At 40.9% G+C, this 22,132-nt stretch carries 18 protein-coding genes and 1 tRNA gene; 17 read left to right on the top strand and 2 right to left on the bottom strand.

Annotation, left to right across the window (positions count from 1 at the left end; translation table 11 throughout):
• The first annotated feature begins 7 nt into the window (after positions 1 to 7).
• The 17 genes from QZ995_RS15825 to QZ995_RS15750 all read left to right on the top strand — a co-directional run bounded on the left by QZ995_RS15825 (position 8) and on the right by QZ995_RS15750 (position 20,857).
• Positions 8 to 81, top strand: a tRNA-Gly gene (locus QZ995_RS15825).
• Between the two features lie 178 nt (positions 82 to 259).
• Positions 260 to 1,156 carry an arginase gene (gene rocF, locus QZ995_RS15820; RefSeq protein ID WP_301808703.1) on the top strand — a complete coding sequence of 299 codons (897 nt, stop codon included), beginning with the start codon at positions 260 to 262 and terminating at the stop codon, positions 1,154 to 1,156.
• A gap of 564 nt (positions 1,157 to 1,720) precedes the next feature.
• The gene (gene sigW / locus QZ995_RS15815) at positions 1,721 to 2,284 is read left to right on the top strand and encodes an RNA polymerase sigma factor SigW (RefSeq protein WP_301808701.1); all 564 of its coding nucleotides are present in this window, start codon (positions 1,721 to 1,723) and stop codon (positions 2,282 to 2,284) included.
• Between the two features lie 20 nt (positions 2,285 to 2,304).
• Positions 2,305 to 2,928 (top strand): zf-HC2 domain-containing protein, encoded by a 624-nt coding sequence (locus tag QZ995_RS15810; RefSeq protein WP_022586418.1) that lies wholly within the window; start codon positions 2,305 to 2,307, stop codon positions 2,926 to 2,928.
• 111 nt (positions 2,929 to 3,039) lie between these two features.
• Positions 3,040 to 3,858 (top strand): diadenylate cyclase CdaA, encoded by an 819-nt coding sequence (gene cdaA / locus QZ995_RS15805; protein WP_031413241.1) that lies wholly within the window; start codon positions 3,040 to 3,042, stop codon positions 3,856 to 3,858.
• Positions 3,851 to 5,086: a CdaR family protein gene (locus QZ995_RS15800; protein ID WP_301808697.1), complete on the top strand. Its 1,236-nt coding sequence runs from the start codon at positions 3,851 to 3,853 to the stop codon at positions 5,084 to 5,086. The genes cdaA and QZ995_RS15800 overlap by 8 nt, the downstream gene beginning before the upstream one ends.
• A gap of 45 nt (positions 5,087 to 5,131) precedes the next feature.
• Positions 5,132 to 6,478, top strand: coding sequence for a phosphoglucosamine mutase (glmM, locus tag QZ995_RS15795; RefSeq protein ID WP_301808695.1), 1,347 nt, complete (start codon positions 5,132 to 5,134; stop codon positions 6,476 to 6,478).
• A gap of 555 nt (positions 6,479 to 7,033) precedes the next feature.
• Positions 7,034 to 8,869 carry a glutamine--fructose-6-phosphate transaminase (isomerizing) gene (gene glmS, locus QZ995_RS15790; RefSeq protein WP_301808694.1) on the top strand — a complete coding sequence of 612 codons (1,836 nt, stop codon included), beginning with the start codon at positions 7,034 to 7,036 and terminating at the stop codon, positions 8,867 to 8,869.
• Between the two features lie 260 nt (positions 8,870 to 9,129).
• Positions 9,130 to 10,140, top strand: a complete 1,011-nt coding sequence (locus QZ995_RS15785) for a TnsD family Tn7-like transposition protein (RefSeq protein WP_301808692.1) — start codon at positions 9,130 to 9,132, stop codon at positions 10,138 to 10,140.
• Entirely contained in the window at positions 10,091 to 10,510 is a 420-nt protein-coding gene (locus tag QZ995_RS23855; protein ID WP_366919704.1) for a TnsA endonuclease C-terminal domain-containing protein, read from the top strand. The genes QZ995_RS15785 and QZ995_RS23855 overlap by 50 nt, the downstream gene beginning before the upstream one ends.
• Positions 10,491 to 12,629: a Mu transposase C-terminal domain-containing protein gene (locus tag QZ995_RS15780; RefSeq protein WP_301808690.1), complete on the top strand. Its 2,139-nt coding sequence runs from the start codon at positions 10,491 to 10,493 to the stop codon at positions 12,627 to 12,629. Before QZ995_RS23855 ends, QZ995_RS15780 begins: the two co-directional genes overlap by 20 nt.
• Positions 12,630 to 12,634: 5 nt before the next feature.
• Positions 12,635 to 13,132 carry a hypothetical protein gene (locus QZ995_RS15775; protein ID WP_301808688.1) on the top strand — a complete coding sequence of 166 codons (498 nt, stop codon included), beginning with the start codon at positions 12,635 to 12,637 and terminating at the stop codon, positions 13,130 to 13,132.
• Between the two features lie 9 nt (positions 13,133 to 13,141).
• Positions 13,142 to 14,095, top strand: coding sequence for an AAA family ATPase (locus QZ995_RS15770; RefSeq protein WP_301808686.1), 954 nt, complete (start codon positions 13,142 to 13,144; stop codon positions 14,093 to 14,095).
• A 52-nt stretch (positions 14,096 to 14,147) separates the two neighbouring features.
• A complete protein-coding gene (locus QZ995_RS15765) occupies positions 14,148 to 14,369 on the top strand; it encodes a TniQ family protein (RefSeq protein WP_301808713.1) in 222 nt (73 codons plus the stop codon).
• Positions 14,370 to 15,248: 879 nt separating this feature from the next.
• Positions 15,249 to 15,875, top strand: coding sequence for a C39 family peptidase (locus tag QZ995_RS15760; RefSeq protein WP_301808685.1), 627 nt, complete (start codon positions 15,249 to 15,251; stop codon positions 15,873 to 15,875).
• A gap of 505 nt (positions 15,876 to 16,380) precedes the next feature.
• Positions 16,381 to 16,914: a DoxX family protein gene (locus tag QZ995_RS15755; protein WP_301808684.1), complete on the top strand. Its 534-nt coding sequence runs from the start codon at positions 16,381 to 16,383 to the stop codon at positions 16,912 to 16,914.
• Positions 16,915 to 17,068: 154 nt separating this feature from the next.
• Positions 17,069 to 20,857, top strand: coding sequence for an Ig-like domain-containing protein (locus tag QZ995_RS15750; protein ID WP_301808683.1), 3,789 nt, complete (start codon positions 17,069 to 17,071; stop codon positions 20,855 to 20,857).
• Between the two features lie 134 nt (positions 20,858 to 20,991).
• Here QZ995_RS15750 and QZ995_RS15745 read toward each other — a convergent pair whose 3' ends face one another.
• Both QZ995_RS15745 and QZ995_RS15740 read right to left on the bottom strand, forming a co-directional pair.
• Positions 20,992 to 21,129 (bottom strand): hypothetical protein, encoded by a 138-nt coding sequence (locus QZ995_RS15745; RefSeq protein ID WP_301808681.1) that lies wholly within the window; start codon positions 21,127 to 21,129, stop codon positions 20,992 to 20,994.
• A 112-nt stretch (positions 21,130 to 21,241) separates the two neighbouring features.
• A complete protein-coding gene (locus QZ995_RS15740) occupies positions 21,242 to 22,102 on the bottom strand; it encodes a LysR family transcriptional regulator (RefSeq protein ID WP_301808679.1) in 861 nt (286 codons plus the stop codon).
• Positions 22,103 to 22,132: the final 30 nt, after the last annotated feature.

The raw sequence follows: 22,132 nt of genomic DNA, 5'->3' as shown, positions 1-22,132 counted from the left end.
GCATAATGCGGGTGTAGTTCAATGGTAGAACTCCAGCCTTCCAAGCTGGTCGCGTGGGTTCGATTCCCATCACCCGCTCCATAATAGTACAGGAAAAGCAACTCAGTTGATCTGGGTTGCTTTTTTGTTTGCTGATGAATTGTTAAATAAATTCATAACTATGCAAAAACTTGTCGAGTTGAGTCATTGCCTTATTTCCGTCTACAATATAGCTTAAGAAGGTAGAAGACTTTGTTGCGCCAAGGAAGGAGTCTCGCATATGAATAAAAAAATATCATTGATTGGTGTACCTCTCGATTTAGGGGCGGATCGTCGCGGTGTAGATATGGGACCTAGCGCTATCAGGTATGCTGGGGTAGTAAAGCGTTTAGAGGGTTTAGGATACTCAGTGAAGGATTTAGGAGATATTCCTGTAATTAGACCTGAAAATTTCGAAGAGACTGACAATCATAAGTATTTACATCAAGTGTTAGAGGCTAATGAAAGACTTGCAGCAAAGGTGGCACTAGAAATAGACAATGGACGGTTTCCTTTGGTTTTAGGAGGAGATCACAGCATAGCGTTAGGAACGCTTGCAGGGGTTGCGCAGACAAAAAAGAATCTTGGTGTGATTTGGTTTGATGCTCATGGCGATATCAATACAGGACTGACATCTCCCTCTGGGAATATTCATGGTATGCCACTTGCTGCTTCGTTGGGAATTGGGCATGAAGCGTTGGTTAGAATCGGGGGATACAGTCCAAAGATAAAGCCAGAACATGTCGTCATTATTGGTGCTAGAGATTTGGATCTTGGTGAACGTGAATTAATCAAAGAACTTGGCATTAAAGTATACACGATGCACGAAATCGATCGCTTAGGTATGACCCGTGTTATGGAAGAAACGATTGAATATGTTACACAAGGAACAGACGGAGTTCATCTGAGCTTGGATTTAGATGGTTTAGACCCAATATATGCTCCAGGAGTAGGAACACCGGTTATCGGAGGCATTTCGTATCGAGAAGGGCATTTGGCTATGGAAATTTTAGCTGAAGCGGATGTCTTAACCTCAGCCGAATTTGTAGAAGTAAATCCAATTCTCGATCAGCAAAATGCAACGGCTGCTGTAGCTGTTGCATTAATGAGCTCCGTATTTGGAGATAAGCTTTTGTAAGATTGTAAGACAGGAGATGGAAAGGTATCTTCCATTCTCCTGTCTTTTGTTTATTTGTTTCATATCTTATATACTTAAAGTAAGCCAATCAATTGTCTTTTCCTGATGCCTTTACATTTGGAAAAGGTGGAGGTAGAGTCAAAGGGTGAGTTTTGGCATTGGCTTGAAAAACCAACTCATTGTACACGGAGTTCAAAAGTTCGAGAGTGATAGACGGAGCAGTGCTTGTACTGCAAAATCGCCTTTATATATAACTTTACATGGATAAATGGTACAAGACATAAAATAATTAAGCGCGCGTTCCTTTTTGAATATTTTTTTGTATCTTACTCTTTTGTTAATATTATAGGAATCGCACAAAACAGCTTTTTGATGTCCTTTTTTATACGTGATGATAAAATTCTTTACTTAAACACTGGTTTCACACAGTTTTAATCAAGAATAAAAGGCAAACTACCTATATAATAAAAAGATAAAAATTCCGCAGAACTTTAACAGCAAAATTTGAAACTAAATCGTCTTTAGTTCGTATTAGAAGACGGGTTACATTCTAGGGAGGATGGCATGGAATTTGTAGAGAGACGCTTGGTAGAACGAGCGAAACGGGATGACCGTGAAGCGTTTGCGGAACTGGTGGAAATGTACAAAGATAAAATCTTTCAGCTAGCTTTCAGAATGGTTGGCAACCGCCAAGAGGCTGAAGATATTGCACAGGAAACCTTTTTGCGCGTTTATGCCAATCTGCATTCCTATGATGAAAATTATCGTTTTTCAACGTGGATATATCGTATTGCCACTAACCTGTGTATTGACCGGGGAAGAAAGAAAAAACCACAATTTTCTTTGGATGAAGAGCAGGGCGGAGATTTAGAAGGGCTAGATTGGTACTCCAGACTAGCCTCCGATGAGAAAACCCCTGAGGAAAAAGTCGTCGTACAAGAGTTACAAGAAACGGTGCAGGACGCACTAACCAAGTTAAGTCCCAAGTATCGGTCTATCATGGTGCTGCGTTACATTGAGGATTTATCGTTGCAGGAAATAAGCGATGCCTTGCAATTGCCGATAACAACGATTAAAACCAGAATTCATCGTGGGCGAGAAGCACTGCGAAATAAGTTGCGATTTTAATTGAAAGGAGACGTATTCAGATGGATTGCAGAGAAGCGAAGCAGCTTAACCATGTGTTTTTGGATAAAGATATCGATCAACTATCGAATCAACGTCTTCAACAGCACCTGCTAAACTGTGAAGAATGCCGTACGCATTTACAACAATTGCAAAAAGTAATTGCCTATGTAGAGAGTGCCTCCCATATCCAAGCACCAAGTGATTTTACCGCACGTGTTATGGCTCAGTTGCCTCCGGTAGCGAAACGCAAGAGCTTTGGAAACTGGATGAGACGCCACCCATTCGTAACGGCAGCGGCAGTCTTTTTTGTTCTTATGACAGGAAGTTTGTTTACCAGTTGGATTGATCGGGATAACACCCTCCAAATTACATCATCCAATATGGATAAGCTAAAGATAGATAAAGAGCGTAATGTAGTTGTCGTGCCGGCTGGGACTACCTTAACGGGAGACCTTATTGTCCGCAATGGCAGCGTAGAGGTAGAAGGTGAAGTTAAGGGAAATGTCGTAGCTATTGATGGCAGAGTCTTTTTAGCTTCAACGGCTCAGGTGGCTGGAGATACAGAATCCATCGAAATGATTTTCGATTGGGTATGGTATGAAATGAAAAATATCGGAAATGACTTGCTTCCATTGACTCATTAGGGGAAAATAGAAGGAAGAGAAGTGGCACGGCATGAGAAGCCGTGCTTTTTTCCGCAAACAATCCAATCAAAATTCTTGGATAGTATTGGAGTAGGAATGTGAGGCGGCGGTATGGGGTATTTAAACTACGTGAACATACTGCGTGACGGAATAGATATTCTTTTAGTCACGTACTTGATTTATAAACTAATCATGCTGGTCCGCGGAACTCGTGCTGTACAACTTTTGCGAGGCATTATGGTAGTTATCGTTACCTGGTTGCTCAGCAAGTACTTTGATTTCCGTACCCTGCACTGGTTGATGTCCCAAGCTTTTACGTTTGGAGTATTAGCAGTTGTCATTATTTTTCAGCCTGAGCTGCGTCGTGCATTGGAGCAAATTGGGCGAGGTAAATTATTCTCCCGCTCTTACTCGAATGATGATGAAGAAAGCGTACAACGAATGGTTCAGGAAGTCGGCAAGGCTGTGACTTATATGGCTAAGCGCCGTATTGGAGCTCTAATCGTGGTGGAGCGAGATACAGGGCTAAATGATTACGTGGAGACAGGAATCGCCATAAATGGTCGAGTCACGTCAGAGTTGTTAATCAATATCTTTATCCCGAATACTCCTCTGCATGATGGAGCTGTCATTTTGCGTAAGGATACGGTGCTAGCAGCAGCTTGTTATCTGCCGTTATCTGAGAATCCTTCCATTTCTAAAGAGCTTGGAACAAGACACCGGGCCGCTATTGGAATGAGTGAAGTCTCCGATGGTTTTACCATTATTGTGTCGGAGGAAACAGGTAACGTTTCGATAACGACCAATGGAGAAATAACGCGTAACTTGACCGAAGAGCTATTAGCACAAAAAATGCTGAGCAGACTCTCTCCGCAAGCGAAGAGTAAATCCATGGCAAGTCGTTGGCAATGGGGGCGAAAAAATGGATAGATGGTTAAACAGTCATTGGTTTGTCCGCGGAATTGCCCTACTTTTGGCCATTATGTTGTGGATGATTGTAAACTTAGAGCCAGAGCAGGGCAATTCCAGTGAAGCAGTACAGCCGACCCGAATTATCGAGAGTGCAAAGGTCAAAGCTTATTATGACGCCGATAATTTTGAGATTACGAACAAATTACAATCGGTTAAAGTAGCAGTGGAGAGTAACAATCCTTTTCTAAAATATAATATTTTTGACAACTACGAGGTTTTTATAGACGCTAGAGGATTAGCGAGCGGAGTGCATCGTTTGCAGGTACAGTCGCGCGGATTCCCTGATGGGTCAAAAGTGACCATCACACCGGATTATATTGATGTCACATTAGAGGAAAAACAAACCGTTGAAATGGACGTCCAAGTCGAGAAAATTGGCAAGGCAGCGGATGGGTATGAGTTAAAACAGCCTATCGTAAAACCATTCCGGGTACTGGTTACTGTTCCAGCGAGTCAGGTTAAGAAGATTGGCGTAGTAAAAGCGGCTGTCAATGTAGATGGAGCGACGGATACTGTTTCTAGCAATGCACAATTAAAAGTGTATGACAAGCAAGGAAATCTGATGACGGGCGCAGAAATTTCACCGTTAGTGGCTGAAGTCAGTATACCGGTGACAAGTCCGTCCAAAATGGTGCCGCTCAAATTAAACTTGACGAATGAGCTGCCAGATGGATATAGTTTGGCTAGTATCACGATGAACACACAAGAGGTGACGGTATACGGACCAAATGAAGTGATTAAGCCTATGGATACCTATTCGGGTCCATCAATTGATTTAAAAAATATTACTTCAGATCGGGTACTTCAACTAAAAATGCCGTTGGCGCCAAAAGTGGTAAAGGTTGACCCAGATACGTTAGATGTCACACTGAAGATAGTGCCATCTGAAACCAAAAAATTGGAGAACGTGCCATTAAGGGTCACTGGACTCGCTGAAGATTTGGTTGCCAAAGTCGTAACAGCGGATGGACAGGAATTAAGCACAGTAAGCTTCGATGTGATCGGTGCTCCTAACATCCTAAAAGACCTCACGGCAAATGACATTCAAATTGTAGCAGATGTAAGTTCGCTGCCTGTAGGTGTGCATGAGATTCCGCTGGTTTACAATAACAATTTGCCAGATTATCTCAAGATAGCATCGAATGCACTTCATCAGGTCACGGTAGAAATCACAAAAAAACAGTAGGAACATAGCCTATTACGTGTACTAGGAAAGAAATGAGGGACAAGGATGGGGAAGTATTTCGGAACAGACGGCGTACGTGGGGTTGCTAATACGCAGCTTACACCTGAATTGGCTTTTAAAATCGGTCGAGATGGTGGATACGTACTGACAAGACACAAAGAGGAAGGCAAACCAAAGGTAGTTATTGGTCGCGATACGCGTATCTCTGGTCAAATGCTGGAGAGTGCTCTGATCGCAGGTCTTCTCTCTGTAGGTGCAGAAGTAGTTCGTTTGGGAGTAATTTCTACGTCTGGCGTAGCTTATCTGACCAAGGCTTTAGGGGCAGATGCCGGTGTCATGATTTCTGCTTCACACAATCCATTTGAGGATAATGGAATCAAGTTCTTTGGTAACGATGGCTTTAAGCTGTCAGATGAGGACGAAAACGAGATTGAAAGATATCTGGATACTCCAGAGGATACGTTACCGCGCCCTACAGGGGACAAAATCGGTACTGTAATCGATTATCTGGAAGGTAGCCAGAAATACCTGTCTCATCTCAAAAGTTCTGTAAATGAGCGTTTTGAGGATATGAAAATCGTTTTGGATTGCGCTAATGGAGCTGTCTCTTCCTTGGCAGCCAGATTATTTGCAGATGTAGAGGCAGATGTCATTACGATTGGTGCAAGCCCGAACGGCATCAACATCAATGATCAATGCGGATCAACACATCCAGAACGCTTACAGGAAGAGGTTGTGAAGCATAAGGCTGTATTGGGACTTTCCTTTGATGGAGATGCAGATCGCTGTATAGCTGTCGATGAGAATGGCGAGCTGGTAGATGGCGATTATATAATGGCTATCTGTGCGCGTGCTCTTAAGCATAAGGGCAAATTGAACAACAATACTGTAGTAACGACTGTAATGGCTAATCTTGGCTTCTTTAAAGCAATGGAGGAGCAAGGCATTAATAGTACACGTACAGCCGTTGGCGATCGTTATGTAATGGAAGAAATGGTTCGTGGAGGCTATAACCTAGGCGGGGAGCAATCTGGGCATATTATTTTCCTGGATTACAATACGACTGGGGATGGCTTATTAACTGGTCTGCAACTGCTTAACATCATCAAGGAAACAGGCAAACCATTGTCTGAATTAAAACAGATGATGACGAAATTCCCGCAGCTATTAGTAAATGTGCGCGTGGAGGATAAAACAAAGCTAAATGGCAACGCAGCTATTGAACAAGCGATTAAAGAGGTAGAGGAAAGCCTGCAGGGTAATGGTCGCGTGCTGGTTCGTCCATCAGGCACAGAGCCAATCGTTCGTGTCATGGCAGAAGGGCCAGATGCTGATGAACTAGAAGTTATGGTTCAAAAAATCGTAGAGGTTGTTAAAAAGGAATTAGCATAAAGGTAATGTAGAAAAAGGAGCGGCGTGCGTCTGCTCCTTTTTTTATGCGCTTTGAACCCTGATAAAGGGATCGTTTCTGCTATATTTTTTGAGTAACACATTTATATCTACACCTGCATAACATAAAGAGTGGGGAAATCTTAGCCATTTATCATGAATTTATGAGGGTCACAGCGGAAAAGAGATATTGTCCCCCGCACAAAGCTGTGCTAAAGTAAGAAAGGATTTGATTATCTTAAAAAGGAGGGGAGAGAGGATCTTCATTTTAAAGACCACAAATATCTTTTAAAAGCGCCAGCACTGTGGCTGCCCGACATGGAGCACAGTGGACGAGGTGGAGGTTTATCGAAATGTTCGGCGGATGCCTCCCGGTCATGTATCAGGACCGTAAGCTCAGTTACAAAACATAGGGGCAACCTTATGGACAAAATCTGAGTATGATATGTTCACAATTACTTTATAGATAAAAATTTGCAAAGGAATGACGGGGGTACACCCCGTTAGCAAATTCAGTTGGGTCGTACCCCTGTCCACTAGAGAGGGGTTTCTATTACTATGTGCGGAATCGTTGGATATATTGGAAGTAAACAGGCGCAGGATATCGTTATTGGAGGTCTGCGTAAGCTGGAGTATCGTGGGTATGACTCTGCAGGTGTAGCAGTAATGACGGAGCAAGGTTTGGATCATGCAAAATCCAAGGGACGGATTGCTACGTTAGAAGAGCGTCTAAGAGACAGACCGCTAGCGGGAATGGCTGGAATTGGCCATACTCGTTGGGCAACACACGGAAAGCCTTCCGATGAAAATTCTCATCCTCATTTAGACAAAACGCATAAATTTGCAGTTGTTCATAATGGGATTATTGAAAATTACCTGAATATCAAGGAAGAATTGATAGCAAAAGGATATGAGTTCCTGTCAGAAACAGATACAGAGGTTATCGCTCATCTATTGTCCGATCTATATGATGGCGACATCGTAGCTACAGTGCGCAAGGCTGTACAAAAAATGCGCGGTGCCTATGCACTTGGTATCATGACAGAGCACGAACCAGATAAATTAATTGCCGTACGTTTAGCAAGTCCGCTCATCGTGGGTATTGGTGAAGGGGAAGCGTTTATTGGCTCTGACATCCCGGCTATTTTGGAGCATACGCGTGACATGTACATCTTAAATGAAGGTGAAATGGCTGTTTTAACTCGCGATAACATCCAGTTGACAGTGGCAGAGACAGGCGAGCCTGTTGAACGTGAAATTTTCCATGTGGATTGGGACTTGGTGCAAGCAGAGAAGGACGGCTATGACTCCTTTATGTTAAAAGAGATTCATGAGCAGCCAAAAGCAATGCGAGATACAATTGGCTCCCGTATTGATTTGGAAACCAAGCGTGTGCTACTGCCTGAGATGAAAATGACTCCAGAAGAGCTAGCTGCTTTTGACAGAATGTACATCGTAGCATGTGGTACCTCGATGCATGCTGGATTAATCGGGAAAGAAGTCATTGAGAAGCTGACACGCGTTCCTGTCGAGGTAGCGATCGCTTCAGAATTTAGATATCGTGACCCGATCTTCACAGATAAGACGTTAGTGGTTGTCATCAGTCAATCAGGGGAAACAGCAGATACGCTGGCGGCTCTGCGTGAAGCGAAGAAACAAGGCGTTAAAGTAATGGCAGTAAGCAACGTAGTAGGCAGCTCGGTAGCTCGTGAAGCAGATGAGGTTATCTACACTTGGGCAGGCCCAGAGGTAGCGGTTGCTTCTACAAAAGCTTATACATGCCAAAGCTTGGCTCTGTATCTGTTTGCGCTTTATCTTGCACAGGTAAAAGGCACACAAACAGATGCACAAATCGCTGAGATTGTCGATCACCTATTAGAGATTCCAACTCAAACAGCTAACATTCTAGAAATGGAAGAGGACCTGCGCAAGGTAGCTACTTCTGTAACAAAGGATGTCCAAAACCTGTTCTTCATCGGACGAGGTCTCGACTATGCTGTGACGCTGGAAGGCTCCCTGAAGCTAAAAGAGATTTCTTACATTCATTCCGAAGCTTACGCAGCGGGTGAACTAAAACACGGTACCCTAGCTCTCATTGAAGAGAATGTACCTGTGATCGCACTGGCTACTCAGCCAGACCTATTTGACAAAACGGTATCCAACATCGTTGAGGTCAAAGCCCGCGGCGCCTACACGCTAGGTCTCGCGTTTGAAGGAGATACAGAATTGGAGAAAACAGTGGATGAAGTGGTATATGTGCCACGCACACTGCCGGTCTTAGCTCCGGTATTAACTGTCATTCCATTGCAATTGCTCGCTTACTTCGCGTCTACAGCTCGTGGCTTGGATGTGGATAAACCACGGAACTTGGCTAAGAGTGTGACGGTGGAGTAGGGTGGATTTGTTTTTATACATGGATGGTAAAACAAAAGAAAGTCCTATAGTAAAAAAGAAAATTCTATAGTGATGAAGAAAGTTATTTAGTGCAAAAGAAATATGTTAAAGGATGAGTATCGGTGGTTATTACTATTCTTGTGCCGATAACTGAAAACACTTTTTTGAAATACCCCCCAGTAATTGGGGGGTATTTTTTATGACTAATTAGCAATTAGGAAATTGCTAATTAGCCGTCGCACCTAACAGGAGGATTTTAAATGATTGGTTACTTACCCGTTCCATATCAAGACGAGCTGCTTTACAGCATAATTTCCCGATACCAAGTTCATGTTGGAAATACAAGTACACGTCAGACCAACATACAGTTATTAGGTAAGAAGAGTTCTCATCGGTTAAGCATTCCTTTTCCCGCTAATCTTAATTCTATATTTGGTAATGTACCTGAAGAAACAGTGCTTAGCCCTGACAAAATTATTTCTGAACATACACTGCTGCCAGTTTATCAACCGTTTATAGATACTGAAAGGTATGCGAAAGCCACAAATAAAATGAAAATTGGTAACGCAAGCTCAATCGTTTTAGGGGTCGGAAGTGCAAAATTCGCCCATAAACAGGAATTATATTTTTGCTTAGATTGTTATGAAGAAGAAACTAACAGTTTTGGTGAAGCTTATTGGCATCGAATCCATCAAGTTTTTGGGGTCCTTATTTGCCCTTATCATTCTAAGGTATTGTACCAAGTCAAAATAAACAGAGATTTGTACTTGATTTTGCAAGAGGCGGTTGTTAACGATGCACAAGAAGTAACGCTTGCCTTAAATGATAGAGATATGAAGGAACTTAAAGAAATTGCAAATGATTTTCTATGGTTATTGGAAAACAAAGTCACATCAATGGGACCAGATTTCTTTTCAAGACAATACATTTATCGATTACAAAAGTTAGGTTTAGCCTCATTTTACGGTTTAGTAAAAACAGAGCAAGTTTCAAAAGCCTTTAAAGAATGGTATGGGGAAGTTCTACTTGAGAGGTTGGGATGCAATCTAGATGAACATTCAAGGAATTGGTTATGTAAATACTTAAGCAACAGCGAATGCAAATCAGTTCCATTGTACCATGTCCTAATAATGAGATTCTTAGCTGGTAGCACAGAGAATTTCTTTAAGGAAGAATTGCCTTCTACCAAGCCATTCGGTGAGGGTCCGTGGGTGTGTTTAAATCCAGCATCGGAACATTATCTGCAATGCGCAGTTACGGCTAGGAATTGATTGGGATATTGTTACGGAAGAACAAATTCCTACTCAACTAGTTAAAAATATAAAGCTCATTCGTCCTGCATTTTTCTTGGATAGCCTGCATGAATTCAACTTAGATAAGTCTCAACTTATTGAATATGCAGAATTACTAAAAGAGCGGCTGTTGTGCCAAAATGAAACAGTTTACAGAATCTCTTGTGAGATGAGTAAAGAATACCGTGTAAATTCAGGTGTTTTCTTGTTCCTGTTTCGTCATTTGCTTGCAGCAAAAAAACTTGAAATTGACATGACAAATCCAATTAATGTTCGTAATTGTTATTTCGACAAACTTACTAATAGAAAAGGAGGTGGGAATAGAATCTATGTTGCCGTTGGTAATTAATTCGATAATTGTAACGGAAAAGCAAGGTGGAGGCTTGTTACGTGAAAGAGTTCTTTGGATAGATGAGGAGCGACTTCATTGTGTTCTAATTGATATTGATTCACCTAACGCTCTTCCTGAAAGAAAGTTGTCTTCAGATATCCTAGAAGATATACAAAGCGAAAGGAAATTCCTTGAACTCCATGACCCCCATGCTAGCACTTATTCAGAGGAAAAAATAACGTTACAGAATAAGATGAAACGAGAAAAAGCTTGGAATCTTATTTCAGAAGTAGTTAAGTGTGAACCAAGTATCTATATTCCTGAGAAAAGAGGACCAATCTTAAGTGATTTGGTCGTTAAACATAGCACGACACTCATGACCGTCTATAAGTATTTGAGGAGATATTGGCAAAGAGGTAAAGTGAAAAACGCTCTTCTCCCTGATTTTAGAAACTGTGGAGGGAAGGGTAAGAGAAAAAATTTAGGAGATAAAAAAACGGGGAGACCACGTACTCATCAAGACATTGCTGGTGTTGGAATAAATGTGACAAATGAAATAAAGGCAAAATTTAGAATCTCTATAGAACGTCACTATGAAACACGAAAGCGTAACAGATTTAAATTTGCATACGAACAATGCATTAATCAATTTTTTTCAGATATTGTATTCGAAAAAGGTGAGAAGAAGGTACGTATTTGGGACAAGGAAAAAATACCTACAATTGGGCAATTCAAATACTGGTATTACACAGAATATTACGATGATAGACGTTCTAAAAACGCTCGTATGGGAGAAAGTAAATTTAATCAAACGGCTCGTGAAGTTCTTGGTTCTTCTATGGAACATGTTAATGGACCCGGTTCGGTTTATCAAATTGACTCTACTATAGCAGATTTTTATTTAGTTTCTCAAATCAATCAATCAAAGACTGTTGCTCGTCCGACAATCTATTTCGTTATTGATGTATTTTCTAGGATGATTACTGGGTTGTATGTTGGATTTGAGAATGCCTCTTGGGTAGGTGCGATGATGGCACTTGCAAATACCTTAACAAACAAACAAGAATATTGTAGGGAATTCGGTATTGAAATTGAGTCTTGGCAATGGCAATCTCAAGGTGCTCCTATAGGGATACGAGCAGACAGAGGAGAAATGTTAAGTCCAAAGGCTGATGTTCTCGTCAATGCTTTCAATATAGAGATTGAAAATACACCACCTTATCGCCCAGAGTTAAAAGCCATTGTAGAGAGCTACTTTAAAAAAGCTATGGAAGCTCTTCGTTCACTTCTCCCTGGTTATGTTGACAAAGATTATGGAACTCGTGGAGCACTAGAAGACCCGCGAATGAAGGCTGTGTTAACCTTACCTCAATTTACAAGCGCCATGCTCGAAACAGTTATACACTTCAACAATCAATATCTGAAAGGTTTCGAGCCAACTAGAGAAATGATTGAGGATGACGTAACTCCAATACCAAGCGAAATTTGGAAGTGGGGAATAGAAAGGAATAGCGGGGTGTTGCGTTCGTTTCCAGAAGAATATGTAAAACTTAATCTCATGCCATCTTCGACAGCAAGAGTAACAAAAGAAGGAATAAAATTTGAGGGGTTGTATTACGAATCTGAATTTTTAAAAGAAGCGAATTGGTTTGTGAAGGCTAGAGAAGCTAACTGGACGATAAAAGTGTCATACGACCCCCGTATTGTAAACTTCATCTATTTTCTAAACGGAGATGGAACGTACGATAGGTTTCAACTTAAACCCTTTGATAAAGAGCGTTATGGAGGTCTTTCCTTAGAAGAAGTAAAAGAAATTCGGACAATGAGAAAAAGGAGAGATATTAGTCATTCTCATAAGGAGTTACAAAAAAATATAGACCATAACAACAAAATTTCTAATATTGTCAAGGAAGCTGTGGAATCAGAACCAGCTAAACAAAGCAGAAGTGAAGTAATCAAGGGAGTGCGGGGCAAAAATAAAATCGTGAAAAAGGTAAATCGACGGAGAGAAGCCTTCATATTAGGAGACAAACAAGAGGAAAAAATCATCGCTCCTATCCCAAAAGCGTCAACGGATACAACACATGAAGACGAGCAAGCAAATTGGCTCTCAGGATTACTTGAGAAGGAGGAGTAACAAGCGTGCAGTCAAAAAACTACATTGGTGAAATGGCAACATACACTGAACAAATCATTCCTCACTATAAGGGAAATCTCCTTATTGAGGCACTTCCACCCATAATAAATAAGGAAGAAGTAGCTAAGAAGCTAGTGAGCCGACCGTCGTTTGATGAAGAACAACGTAACATGGACTCTACTTTTCGTTATTATTTATGTGGCCAGTTAAACGAATATTATCAACCACTTCCGAGGCATTTTGAACTTGAACAAAGAATTTCTGCTGCAATGCGTGAAGGGTATGTTCAGAGAAATCCCTTAAGCAAAGGCATGGCAGAGTTTCTTAGGACGGGGGAATCAAGTAGACTTCAAAATGATATCCCAAACGGATTTAAACGAACAGAGATAGGTTTTTCTGTTATAGGAACCTCTGGGATAGGTAAATCCTCATCCATAGAAAGAATCTTGTCGTTTTATCCCCAAGTAATAACTCACTGCAATGGCGGGTTATATCGTCAATAAATAACGTATTTGAAATTAGACTGTACACATGACGGTAGTCTGGATGGGCTTTGTCACCGTTTTTTTCATAAAGTTGATGCTATTCTTGGTACTAGTTACTCAAAGGGGATAGAAAGACTTCGCATTGAGCAGATGTTAGATAAGATGGAGAAAATAGCAACAGTTCAATGCTTAGGGTTGCTGATTATTGATGAAATTCAACATCTAAGCCATGCAAAAAGTGGAGGAGCGGAGAAAATGTTAAATTTTCTCCATTCGCTCGTAGTAAATATAGGGGTACCCGTTATTTTCATAGGCACTCCTGAAGCTATTGATATTTTAGGAAGTAAGTTAAGAATTGCACGTAAAGGCTCTGGACAGGGAGAAATACGTTGGGAGCCAATGAAAAATGATTCAAGCTGGAAGTTGCTTATCCAAGGCATGTGGAAATATCAATGGACAAAGCATGTTACCCCTCTGACTGATGAATTAATTGATACCCTTTATGATGAAAGCCAAGGAATTGTCGATTACGCGGTCAAACTTTTTCGTCTTACACAACAAAAATTAATTAATTTGGGAAAGGATGAAATAATCACACCAGAAATTATAAGAAAGGTAGCCAAAGAAGACCTTCCTCTTTCCCAGAAACCAATACGGGCGCTTAGAGAGAATGATGTAGCGGAAATTGTAAGATTCGGGGATATTCGTTCATTAGAAACGCTGCAATTATTAAACGAAGGAGTTCGAACAAAAAAGGATTTAGAAGAAATTCAGTTATATAAGCAAGTTGATGATATAAAAAGAGAAGTAGTGGAAAAGCCAAGGGAAAGAAAGAAGAAAACGAATTCCGGGAAAGAACCTAAAACCTACTCTGATGAGGGATTGCAGAAAGTCATAAATACAATTGACAAGGGAAATGCAACGATTGAGGACCTCCAGGTGGCTGGTTTAATTAAAAACAAAGATATAGAGATTTTATAGAGGAGAGGTAAATCTCTCTTCTTATTTGTCTATACTGGGAGTATATCCCCGTATGGAGGAAAAGATGAAGATGTTAGGTTACTTTCCAACCCCCTATCCTGATGAATTGCTTTATAGTGTTATTGCAAGATACCATACACATATGGGTAACCTTTCCTTCAAATCAACACAAGAGCAGGTTTTTCCGCTTTATTGGCAGAGTCAGGTTCTTTTTTGTCTAGTTTTGTTTTTTAAATTGAAATTGAAAGAGAAAGCTCTTCGCTTCCTTTCGTAGATAAGCTTTAGTATAGTTTCTGTTTCTTAGATAGTTTGTCTACTCTTAATTTTTTGATTAATTCCTTCGAATATACTTTCGATCGAGATTTCCAAGCATCAGTTGCCTATTATACAAACACTCCATCTAGCACTGTAAAAAATGATTCAGGAACTCTTGAAATTGTAGGTACTGGAAAATAAAACAAAATAAGTATAAAATAGTTGCATTCTGTTAGAAAGTAACTATTTTTTAAGAGGAGAGAACCCAATGTCAGGATTCGGCGTTTCTGGTTTAATAATTCTTGGTGTCATTCTGATTGTCATTATATAAATAATAGTTGCAAATAGGAAAAACAAAAAACGATAACACCTGTTATCCACTACATTATTAATTTTTTCAAGCATCCTTTTCTAAAGTCATATCGCACATGAACATTATAAAAGAAGCTAACCTGATAACAGAGGTGTAGCTTCTTTTAGCGTTTTCTTCTATTCCTCGGTTCCTGTCTAATTACAAACCTTGCCGATCAGCCAGCTCCCAAGATATAGCCTGTTCCTTTAATACCAAACAAATTGTTTCCTCCGCCTGGTTAAACCACTTTGTCCCAAACTGGTTTAAGGATAGCCTTGGTAATGGTAAGAGATGCAGGTAACTCCGTTTTCCTCATGTCAGCTACTGCATTTGGTTCAAATCTTATTGATAATATCTTGTTTGAATTACTTTGCTCCTCTTTTATCCTCTTTACCTTTATTCTCAAACAACAGCATTTTAGTTCAGTAAAAATAAAAATACATCATAAAAATAAAGTGCCCCATTAAAAATACAGTTGCTTCCGAAGCTCTCTCTATGAAATAAATATAGTAACAAAAACAGCATCAATAGAAAGCAGGGATGAGTATGAGTGCAGTAGCTTACTTTTCACAATGGGAGTCTCGTCAGTTAGTTTCGGATTTTTTATCCGGCAAATTACATCCAGCTGATGATCCCTTATGGCATTTGTCTGGTGGAATTGATCGGGATGAGTATGCACGGTGGAGCTTCCATATTTGCGGGATGGCTTGTTTAAAAATGCTGCTTGCCGATTGGCACGATCGGATTATTCCAACGCTTGAGCTGATGAAGCAGTGCCGGGATTATGGTGGCTATGTGGTTCAGGAGGATGGGAGTATTAAAGGCTTGTTCTATCGTCCGTTTGTGTCTTTTCTAGCCGAAAAATATGGGCTCCAAGCTGAGGTGAAGGAGCATACACCGATTGAAGAGATTTATGATCTGCTTGACCAGGGCTATGTCTACATGGCTTCCGTCCACCCTGCGATTCGGACGCCAGAGGTGACGCCGCCCAATCAAGGGGGGCATCTGGTGTATGTGTTCGGAAGAGATGCTAAGCGTAGGGAGCTCATCTTCCACAATCCGTCCGGAAACACAGTTGCTAGTCAGGAAAATGTGCATCTTAGGTGTGAAGGATTTGCTCGCTTTTATGCCAAGCGTGGGATTTTGATTAAAGATCCCAGACCAGTTGTGTGATAATCCACTGCTAAAAGCAAGTGCATTGGTGTATTGTTAGGAGAAATGATTTGTCATTGTTAGGAAGTATAATGACTTCCGTTTTTATTGTGCCTGTAAGCTCCAAGCATCAATTTAGTGCGTAATCTGTTGCTGACAAGTCGAGTGGAAAACAGGAATTTCATCCTGTAGAGCCTCGACTTTTTTATTGCATATAAATACAAACGAAAGACTAAATATTATATTCTTTCAGGAATCTTAAGTCTGGTTTTTAGATAAGGAATCCTCCCTTTATGAAAGGGCCAGTGAACAAAAAATAACATACCTATATTCCATAGTAATGACCCCGTTATCTACATATCGCTTGAGAAAACATAATTCCCGCTTTGTTTTTTACTGCCTAATGTATTGCGAAAATTCTGCAAAAGAGACCTCCTTTAACAAGGAAAACAAGCCTTGACAATTATGACCAAAATAATGATAATAATAATCGTTTTCAATTAAATGTGGTGAGGAGTCTTACTGAATGAATTTTTTCCATTCTTTCAAGCAGTACATTTTTCCCTTTCTTGTTGTTCTTATGAGAGTTGCCTTTGGGGGAGGGTGGTTGTTGGCTGGGGTGACCAAGATTACTGACAAGGGGTGGTTTCGGGAGCCGAGTGTGTTTTTGCAGGATTATTTAGAAACGGCACTGACGAAACCGAATGTACCTGAGTTTTACAAGGAGTTTATCAAGCACTTATGTATTCCTTATGTTGATTTTTATAATTATGTGATTCCGGTTGTCCAGATTGTCATTGGCATTCTGTTGATTGTAGGTTTGTGTACGTTGCCAAGCATTCTTATTTGTTTATTTATGCATATCAATTTCATTTTGTCAGGCAACATGAATCTGCTTAGTCTCGTTCTTTATACCAGTGCCTTTGGTTTATTGCTCAGCGGTTCGTACACCTATTTGTTTAGCCTGGACCACTTGTTTCAACGCGTGCCTTCTTTTGTACAGAAGAGGATATCAACATCTGATCGTATGACTGTAAATAATAGATCACTGGTGAACTGATACAAATTGGTAAGGTAAGTTCCATGTAAAGTTTCATTTCAAAAAGAGATTGACAAATTTTAAAAAATATTGAATAATTTGTTTGAAAATCATTGATAATAATTATCATTATCACATTTATAGTTTATTGATAATAAATAAGGGAGTAAGCAAAATGATACAGAAAAAGGCGATTTTTCATGTCCTGGTTTCTACGAGTCTTTTGACGTCTTTAGGGTTACCGTCCTATGTGTCTGCGGCAGTAGAGCAGAATCTGGTACAAGACGGACAAGAAGCGGAAAAAATGATCATAGAGGATAAAAAGGATGGCTCTAAATCAGGGGGAAAAAGTGAAAGTGGAACCAGTGGCTTGGGTACTCAAGATGAAGAAATTTTAGATACAGCGAGCAGCCAGGTACTTAAGACTAACCAAGAAACAGATGTGGTGGACAGCTCAGCAGTTCAGTCTGAAGAAAGCACAAGTCAGATCGACCCCCACGGAACTCAGAATGAAGAAGGACCTCATTCCGTGATCACCTCAACACTTCTGCCAAATCCAGAAGATACAGATCAAAAGCCAAAGGCTACCACGATCGAGATCGAATCGGTAGAAGAGATTCCCGAATCAACTTTCCCGAATCGGACACCTGCATATAATTTTAATTTACCAAGTAATGTAAAGGTTCAGTTAAGCAACGGTGAAAAACAAGAATTATATGTCCGCTGGAACTTTGACCAGTACCATCCTGATGATGTGAACAGTCAAACATTCACGGCCGAGGGAACGTTACGGGAAACCTCTTGGAGTTCAGCGCTTCCAGAAGGTATTAGTAATACCAAAAATATAAGAGCGACAGCGAAAATTACAGTATCGGCAGCAAAGCAGATCATGAGTGTGAATCCGTTAGCTGATATTCTCGAAAAAGAAAATGGCACAAGCTTTTATCAGTTGGGATTACCAAATAGCGTAGATGTAACCCTAGATGATGGTACAACCCAATCAGTTGAGGTTTCTTGGGAACGTGGAGATTATGATGAAAGCAATCAGGGCGCCCATACGGTTCAATTCTTCGGTAATTTGGGAGATCGAACTGGTTTGCCTCCAGTGGGAATTGCTAATAGCAATGGTGTTAAGGCCAAAATAAAGGTTTCCTTCAAAGATGCACGTACAATCACTAGGCTTTTGCCTGTTGAAATCAACAATGTTTTGAATGGCACTAAAAAAACAGAAACAGCACTAGGCTTGCCTGAACAAATAGAAGCCGAATTGAGTGACGGTAGCAAGGCTCAGGTGCCAATCGAATGGAATGTAGATGGCAGTACATATGACCCTGGCAATACAGCCGAGCAGACTTTTACTGTGGCTGGTACATTACAAAAAATTCCCGCTGGTTTAAAAAATCCAAATGGAGTAAAAGCAGAGGCGAGAATAACTGTTGATGCTGCTGTTCAGGTTACACGCATTGATCCTGTACAGGTGGCACAAGTGCCTAACGGCATTAGCAAAACAGCACTTGCGTTTTATCTGCCGCAGCAAGCAGATGTGACGTTAAGCAACGGGAAAACGAAAAAAGTGGATGTCACATGGGAGCTGATGTCATCAAATTATGACCCATCCAATGAACAACAACAAGCAGTGGAGGTTAAGGGTACATTAGTTCACTTGCCAGCCGGCGTTGCTCAACCTAGTCAAAAGATAATTGCTAATCTCTCAGTAAACGCAATGCGTTATGTGCAGTCGTTGAATCCGATAGCAGACATTACCGGAATCGTTAGCGGTACGAATGCTTCACTAGAAACGCTACACCTGCCAAAGCAAGTAACTGTCGTATTATCTGATGGTGCTAACATCAAGGCAGATGTGCAGTGGGATTTACATAACATTAGCTATGAAAAAGGTAATGCCAAAGAACAGGCATTTACGATAACAGGAGCGTTGATCAATCTTCCTGAGGGAGTAAAAGGGAACGGTGTCAAGGCACAGGTTAACGTTAAGGTTGATGCGAAGATTGAACCGACGGTAAATGTGGGAGTTACGATGAGTGATGTATCTGTCGAGAGGCAAGGACGAGATACGACCGAGGTGCTAGGTGAATATTTCTTACCATTGTCTGGAGATGTCACAGGCTCGAATGGACAACCGATCAATGGACCTGGAACGGCTCTTTTGGTGTTACAAATGTACATCAATAATGAAGAAGTAAATACAGTTGACTACTTAGGCCGCAAATTAGCATTAAACCACAAGCTATATGTGGGCTGGAAGAACAAAGATGTGCTGGCCGAAATAGAAAATGTGCTGAAAGCCGCTCTATTACATCATCCTGAGGGCAGAAATTATGAAGTTATCACTTCCGCGTCACCAGCGGGAATCATTGTTAAGCAAAAACCAGGAACAGGCAACAGCGCTAATGTCATTCTTAATGTGGTAGATAATGGAAGTGGCTCAGCGGTTGAAGGACTGACATGGGGCGAGCTGGAGACCAGAACGGAAGGAAGCTTTGGGATTGTTGGACAAAAGGCTAAGTTCAGCACTCAAGTAAATACAGGTGCACGTACAGCGGGTAATCTTGTTGTCCAGATCACTGATGATAAAATCGATAAGCAAATTGCTGTTCCGGTAGAGGCAAATGATGATGCCTCCGCTGTTGCACAGAAGGTATCGAATCGCCTAGCGGCAGATTACGGAATAGCACATGTATATAAGGTAAGCGCGGAAGGAAGCAAGATTTCATTCGACGCCCTCCAAGAAGGTGCAAAGGAATTAAAGGTAGCGGTTAAAACAGTTACTGACAAAGAAAAAGAAAGCAAGCCGGATGTAAGTACAGATGGCGAGGCGAAAGAGCCGGAACAAAGCAAAGATAAAGAACCGGATCAAAACAGAAATAAAGAGCCTGAGAGAGACAGAAATAAGGAACCAGAGAAAAACAGAGATAGAGAGCCTGAGAGAGACAGAAATAAGGAACCAGAGAAAAACAGAGATAGAGAGCCTGAGAAAGACAGAGATAAGGAACCGGATCAAAATAGAGATAAAGAGCCTGAGAGAGACAGAGATAAGGAACCAGAGAAAAACAGAGATAAAGAGCCTGAGAAAGACAGAGATAAGGAACCGGATCAAAACAGAGATAAAGAGCCTGAGAGAGACAGAGATAAGAGACCAGAGAAAAACAGGGATAAAGAACCGGAGAAGGATAAAGAGAAGGAACCAGATAAAGGGACGGATAAAAATAGAGATAGAGACAGGGACAGAGATAGAGATAGGGATAGAGACAAAGAGAGAGACAAAGAGAGAGACAAAGATACGGATCAAAACAAAAATACAGCAACAGCAACAACGCCAACAGCAACAAGCAACCAAGGAACCCAAAATTCTGCTAAAGCCGAAAAAGAAGGCAATTCGATAAAAAGAACGTTTAATGATTTGCAAAACCATAAGTGGGCGCAAAACTCAATCGAGCTGTTGAATTCTAAGGGAATCATTTTAGGAACCTCTGATCACACATTTACTCCAAAAGCGGCCATGAAGGGGGGAGATTTTGCTCTTATCGTGGTGAGAATGTTTGATCTGAAGTCAGATGCGGCAGGAAGCACCCTGGATGTCCCACAAAATAACTATTTTTCCGGGGCAGTAACAAGCCTGAAGGATCAAGGAATCATTCAGGGCTTCGAGGGTGAACAGTTCAATCCAGACACGCCTATTACAAGACAAGATCTAATGGTTATCTTGTATCAGGCCATGATTAAGTCCGGTATGGAGCTGAAAAAGGGTGAAGCGGCTGAGCTGAATCGTTTTGCCGATTCTAATAAGGTGAAGAATAACGCGAAGGAAGCTATCAGCGCATTAGTAGCAGAAGGAATTGTAAAAGGAGACGGTAAAAATCTCAATCCAACGGCTCCTGCTTCAAGAGCGGAAATTGCAGTGCTGCTCGAACAAGTAGTGCATAAAATGCCTGAGAAGAAATAATCAAATGGTACAGTATTAAAATAGCGCCACTCTAAGGACGTCCAGCGGATGCCTTACGAGTGGCATTTTTATTTACGAAACGACTTAGTTGATCTGTGGTAAAACCCGTAGGAATTCAGTACCTGATTTGTAATTCATACATGCTCTTTTTTTCGGCACCCAATGACAGTTTCCACATATCTGAGTTTATCTGGATTTTTGACAAAGTAAATATGCTGAATAGCTTCCTTGGAAGCATGCAGGAATCCCACTGTTTCAATCTGGTTTCCCATAGAAGTCTTCCTGCATGCAAATCCTCTCCCCGTTTCAGTTTGCACATATAACAAGCAAGCAACGAATTTTGTGACAAACGGTATGAAGAGAGGGGAAATCAGGAGAGCCATATTACGCATGCTGCAACTGATTACATAGACAAAAGGCAGTAACAATAGGGGTTACTTCTTTAAAAGCCAAGCAGATTTGCCGATATTTCTTTTGCTTTACCTTCCTTATTTCAATATTCTTATGTGATTTGAAAAATAGCTCAGGACCCATCGTAATCCCAATACCCTGAGAGACCATGTTGACGATCGTTTCACAATGAAGAACCTCTAAAATGACATGGGGACGTACCTGATGAGCGGTTAAATTTTCTAAAACTAATGACTGATAAGGGCCTTTTGGCATGATAAAGTCCATATCAGCTATTTTTTTAATATCAACGACTTTTTGCTGACAAAGGGTGTGGTTTTTAGGCAAACCCAAAACTAATTCATCTTTTTTTACGGGTATCACGTTCAAACGGTGATTGACATGAGCATCAACAATAAAGCCAATATCTACGGTACCGTTTACAATCCACTCCATGATTTCGCCATATGTGCCCTCAAATAAAATGACTTTTACACCAGAATAGGTCTTTTTTAAATTTGCCAGCATGGCAGGTAAGATCTGTGATGCGGCGCTTGTAAAGGCCCCTATTTTTAGAGTGCCCTCGAGTTGATTATTCTGAATCGATAATTCCTGCTTAATAATAGCCTCGCTCTTGAGAATCTGCTGTATATGCGGCAGGATTCGATCGGCAAATGCAGTCCGACTAATTTCTGCTTGCTTATTTCGGTGTAGCAAAGGATAGCCAAACTCTTTTTCTAAACTTGCAATAGCATGGCTGACTGCTGATTGAGTCATGTTAAGCTGTTCAGCAGCTCGTGTAAAATTCCCTAGCTCAACAACCTTTTGTAATACCTCATATCTAGCTATCGTCATAAGTTATCCTCATACCTTCTATGCATATTA

Origin of the sequence: Brevibacillus laterosporus (assembly GCF_030489605.1) — a bacterium.
GTDB lineage: Bacteria > Bacillota > Bacilli > Brevibacillales > Brevibacillaceae > Brevibacillus_B > Brevibacillus_B laterosporus_E.
Note: the sequence above shows the minus strand (reverse complement) of the source record. Positions and strands in the feature narration are given on the sequence as shown.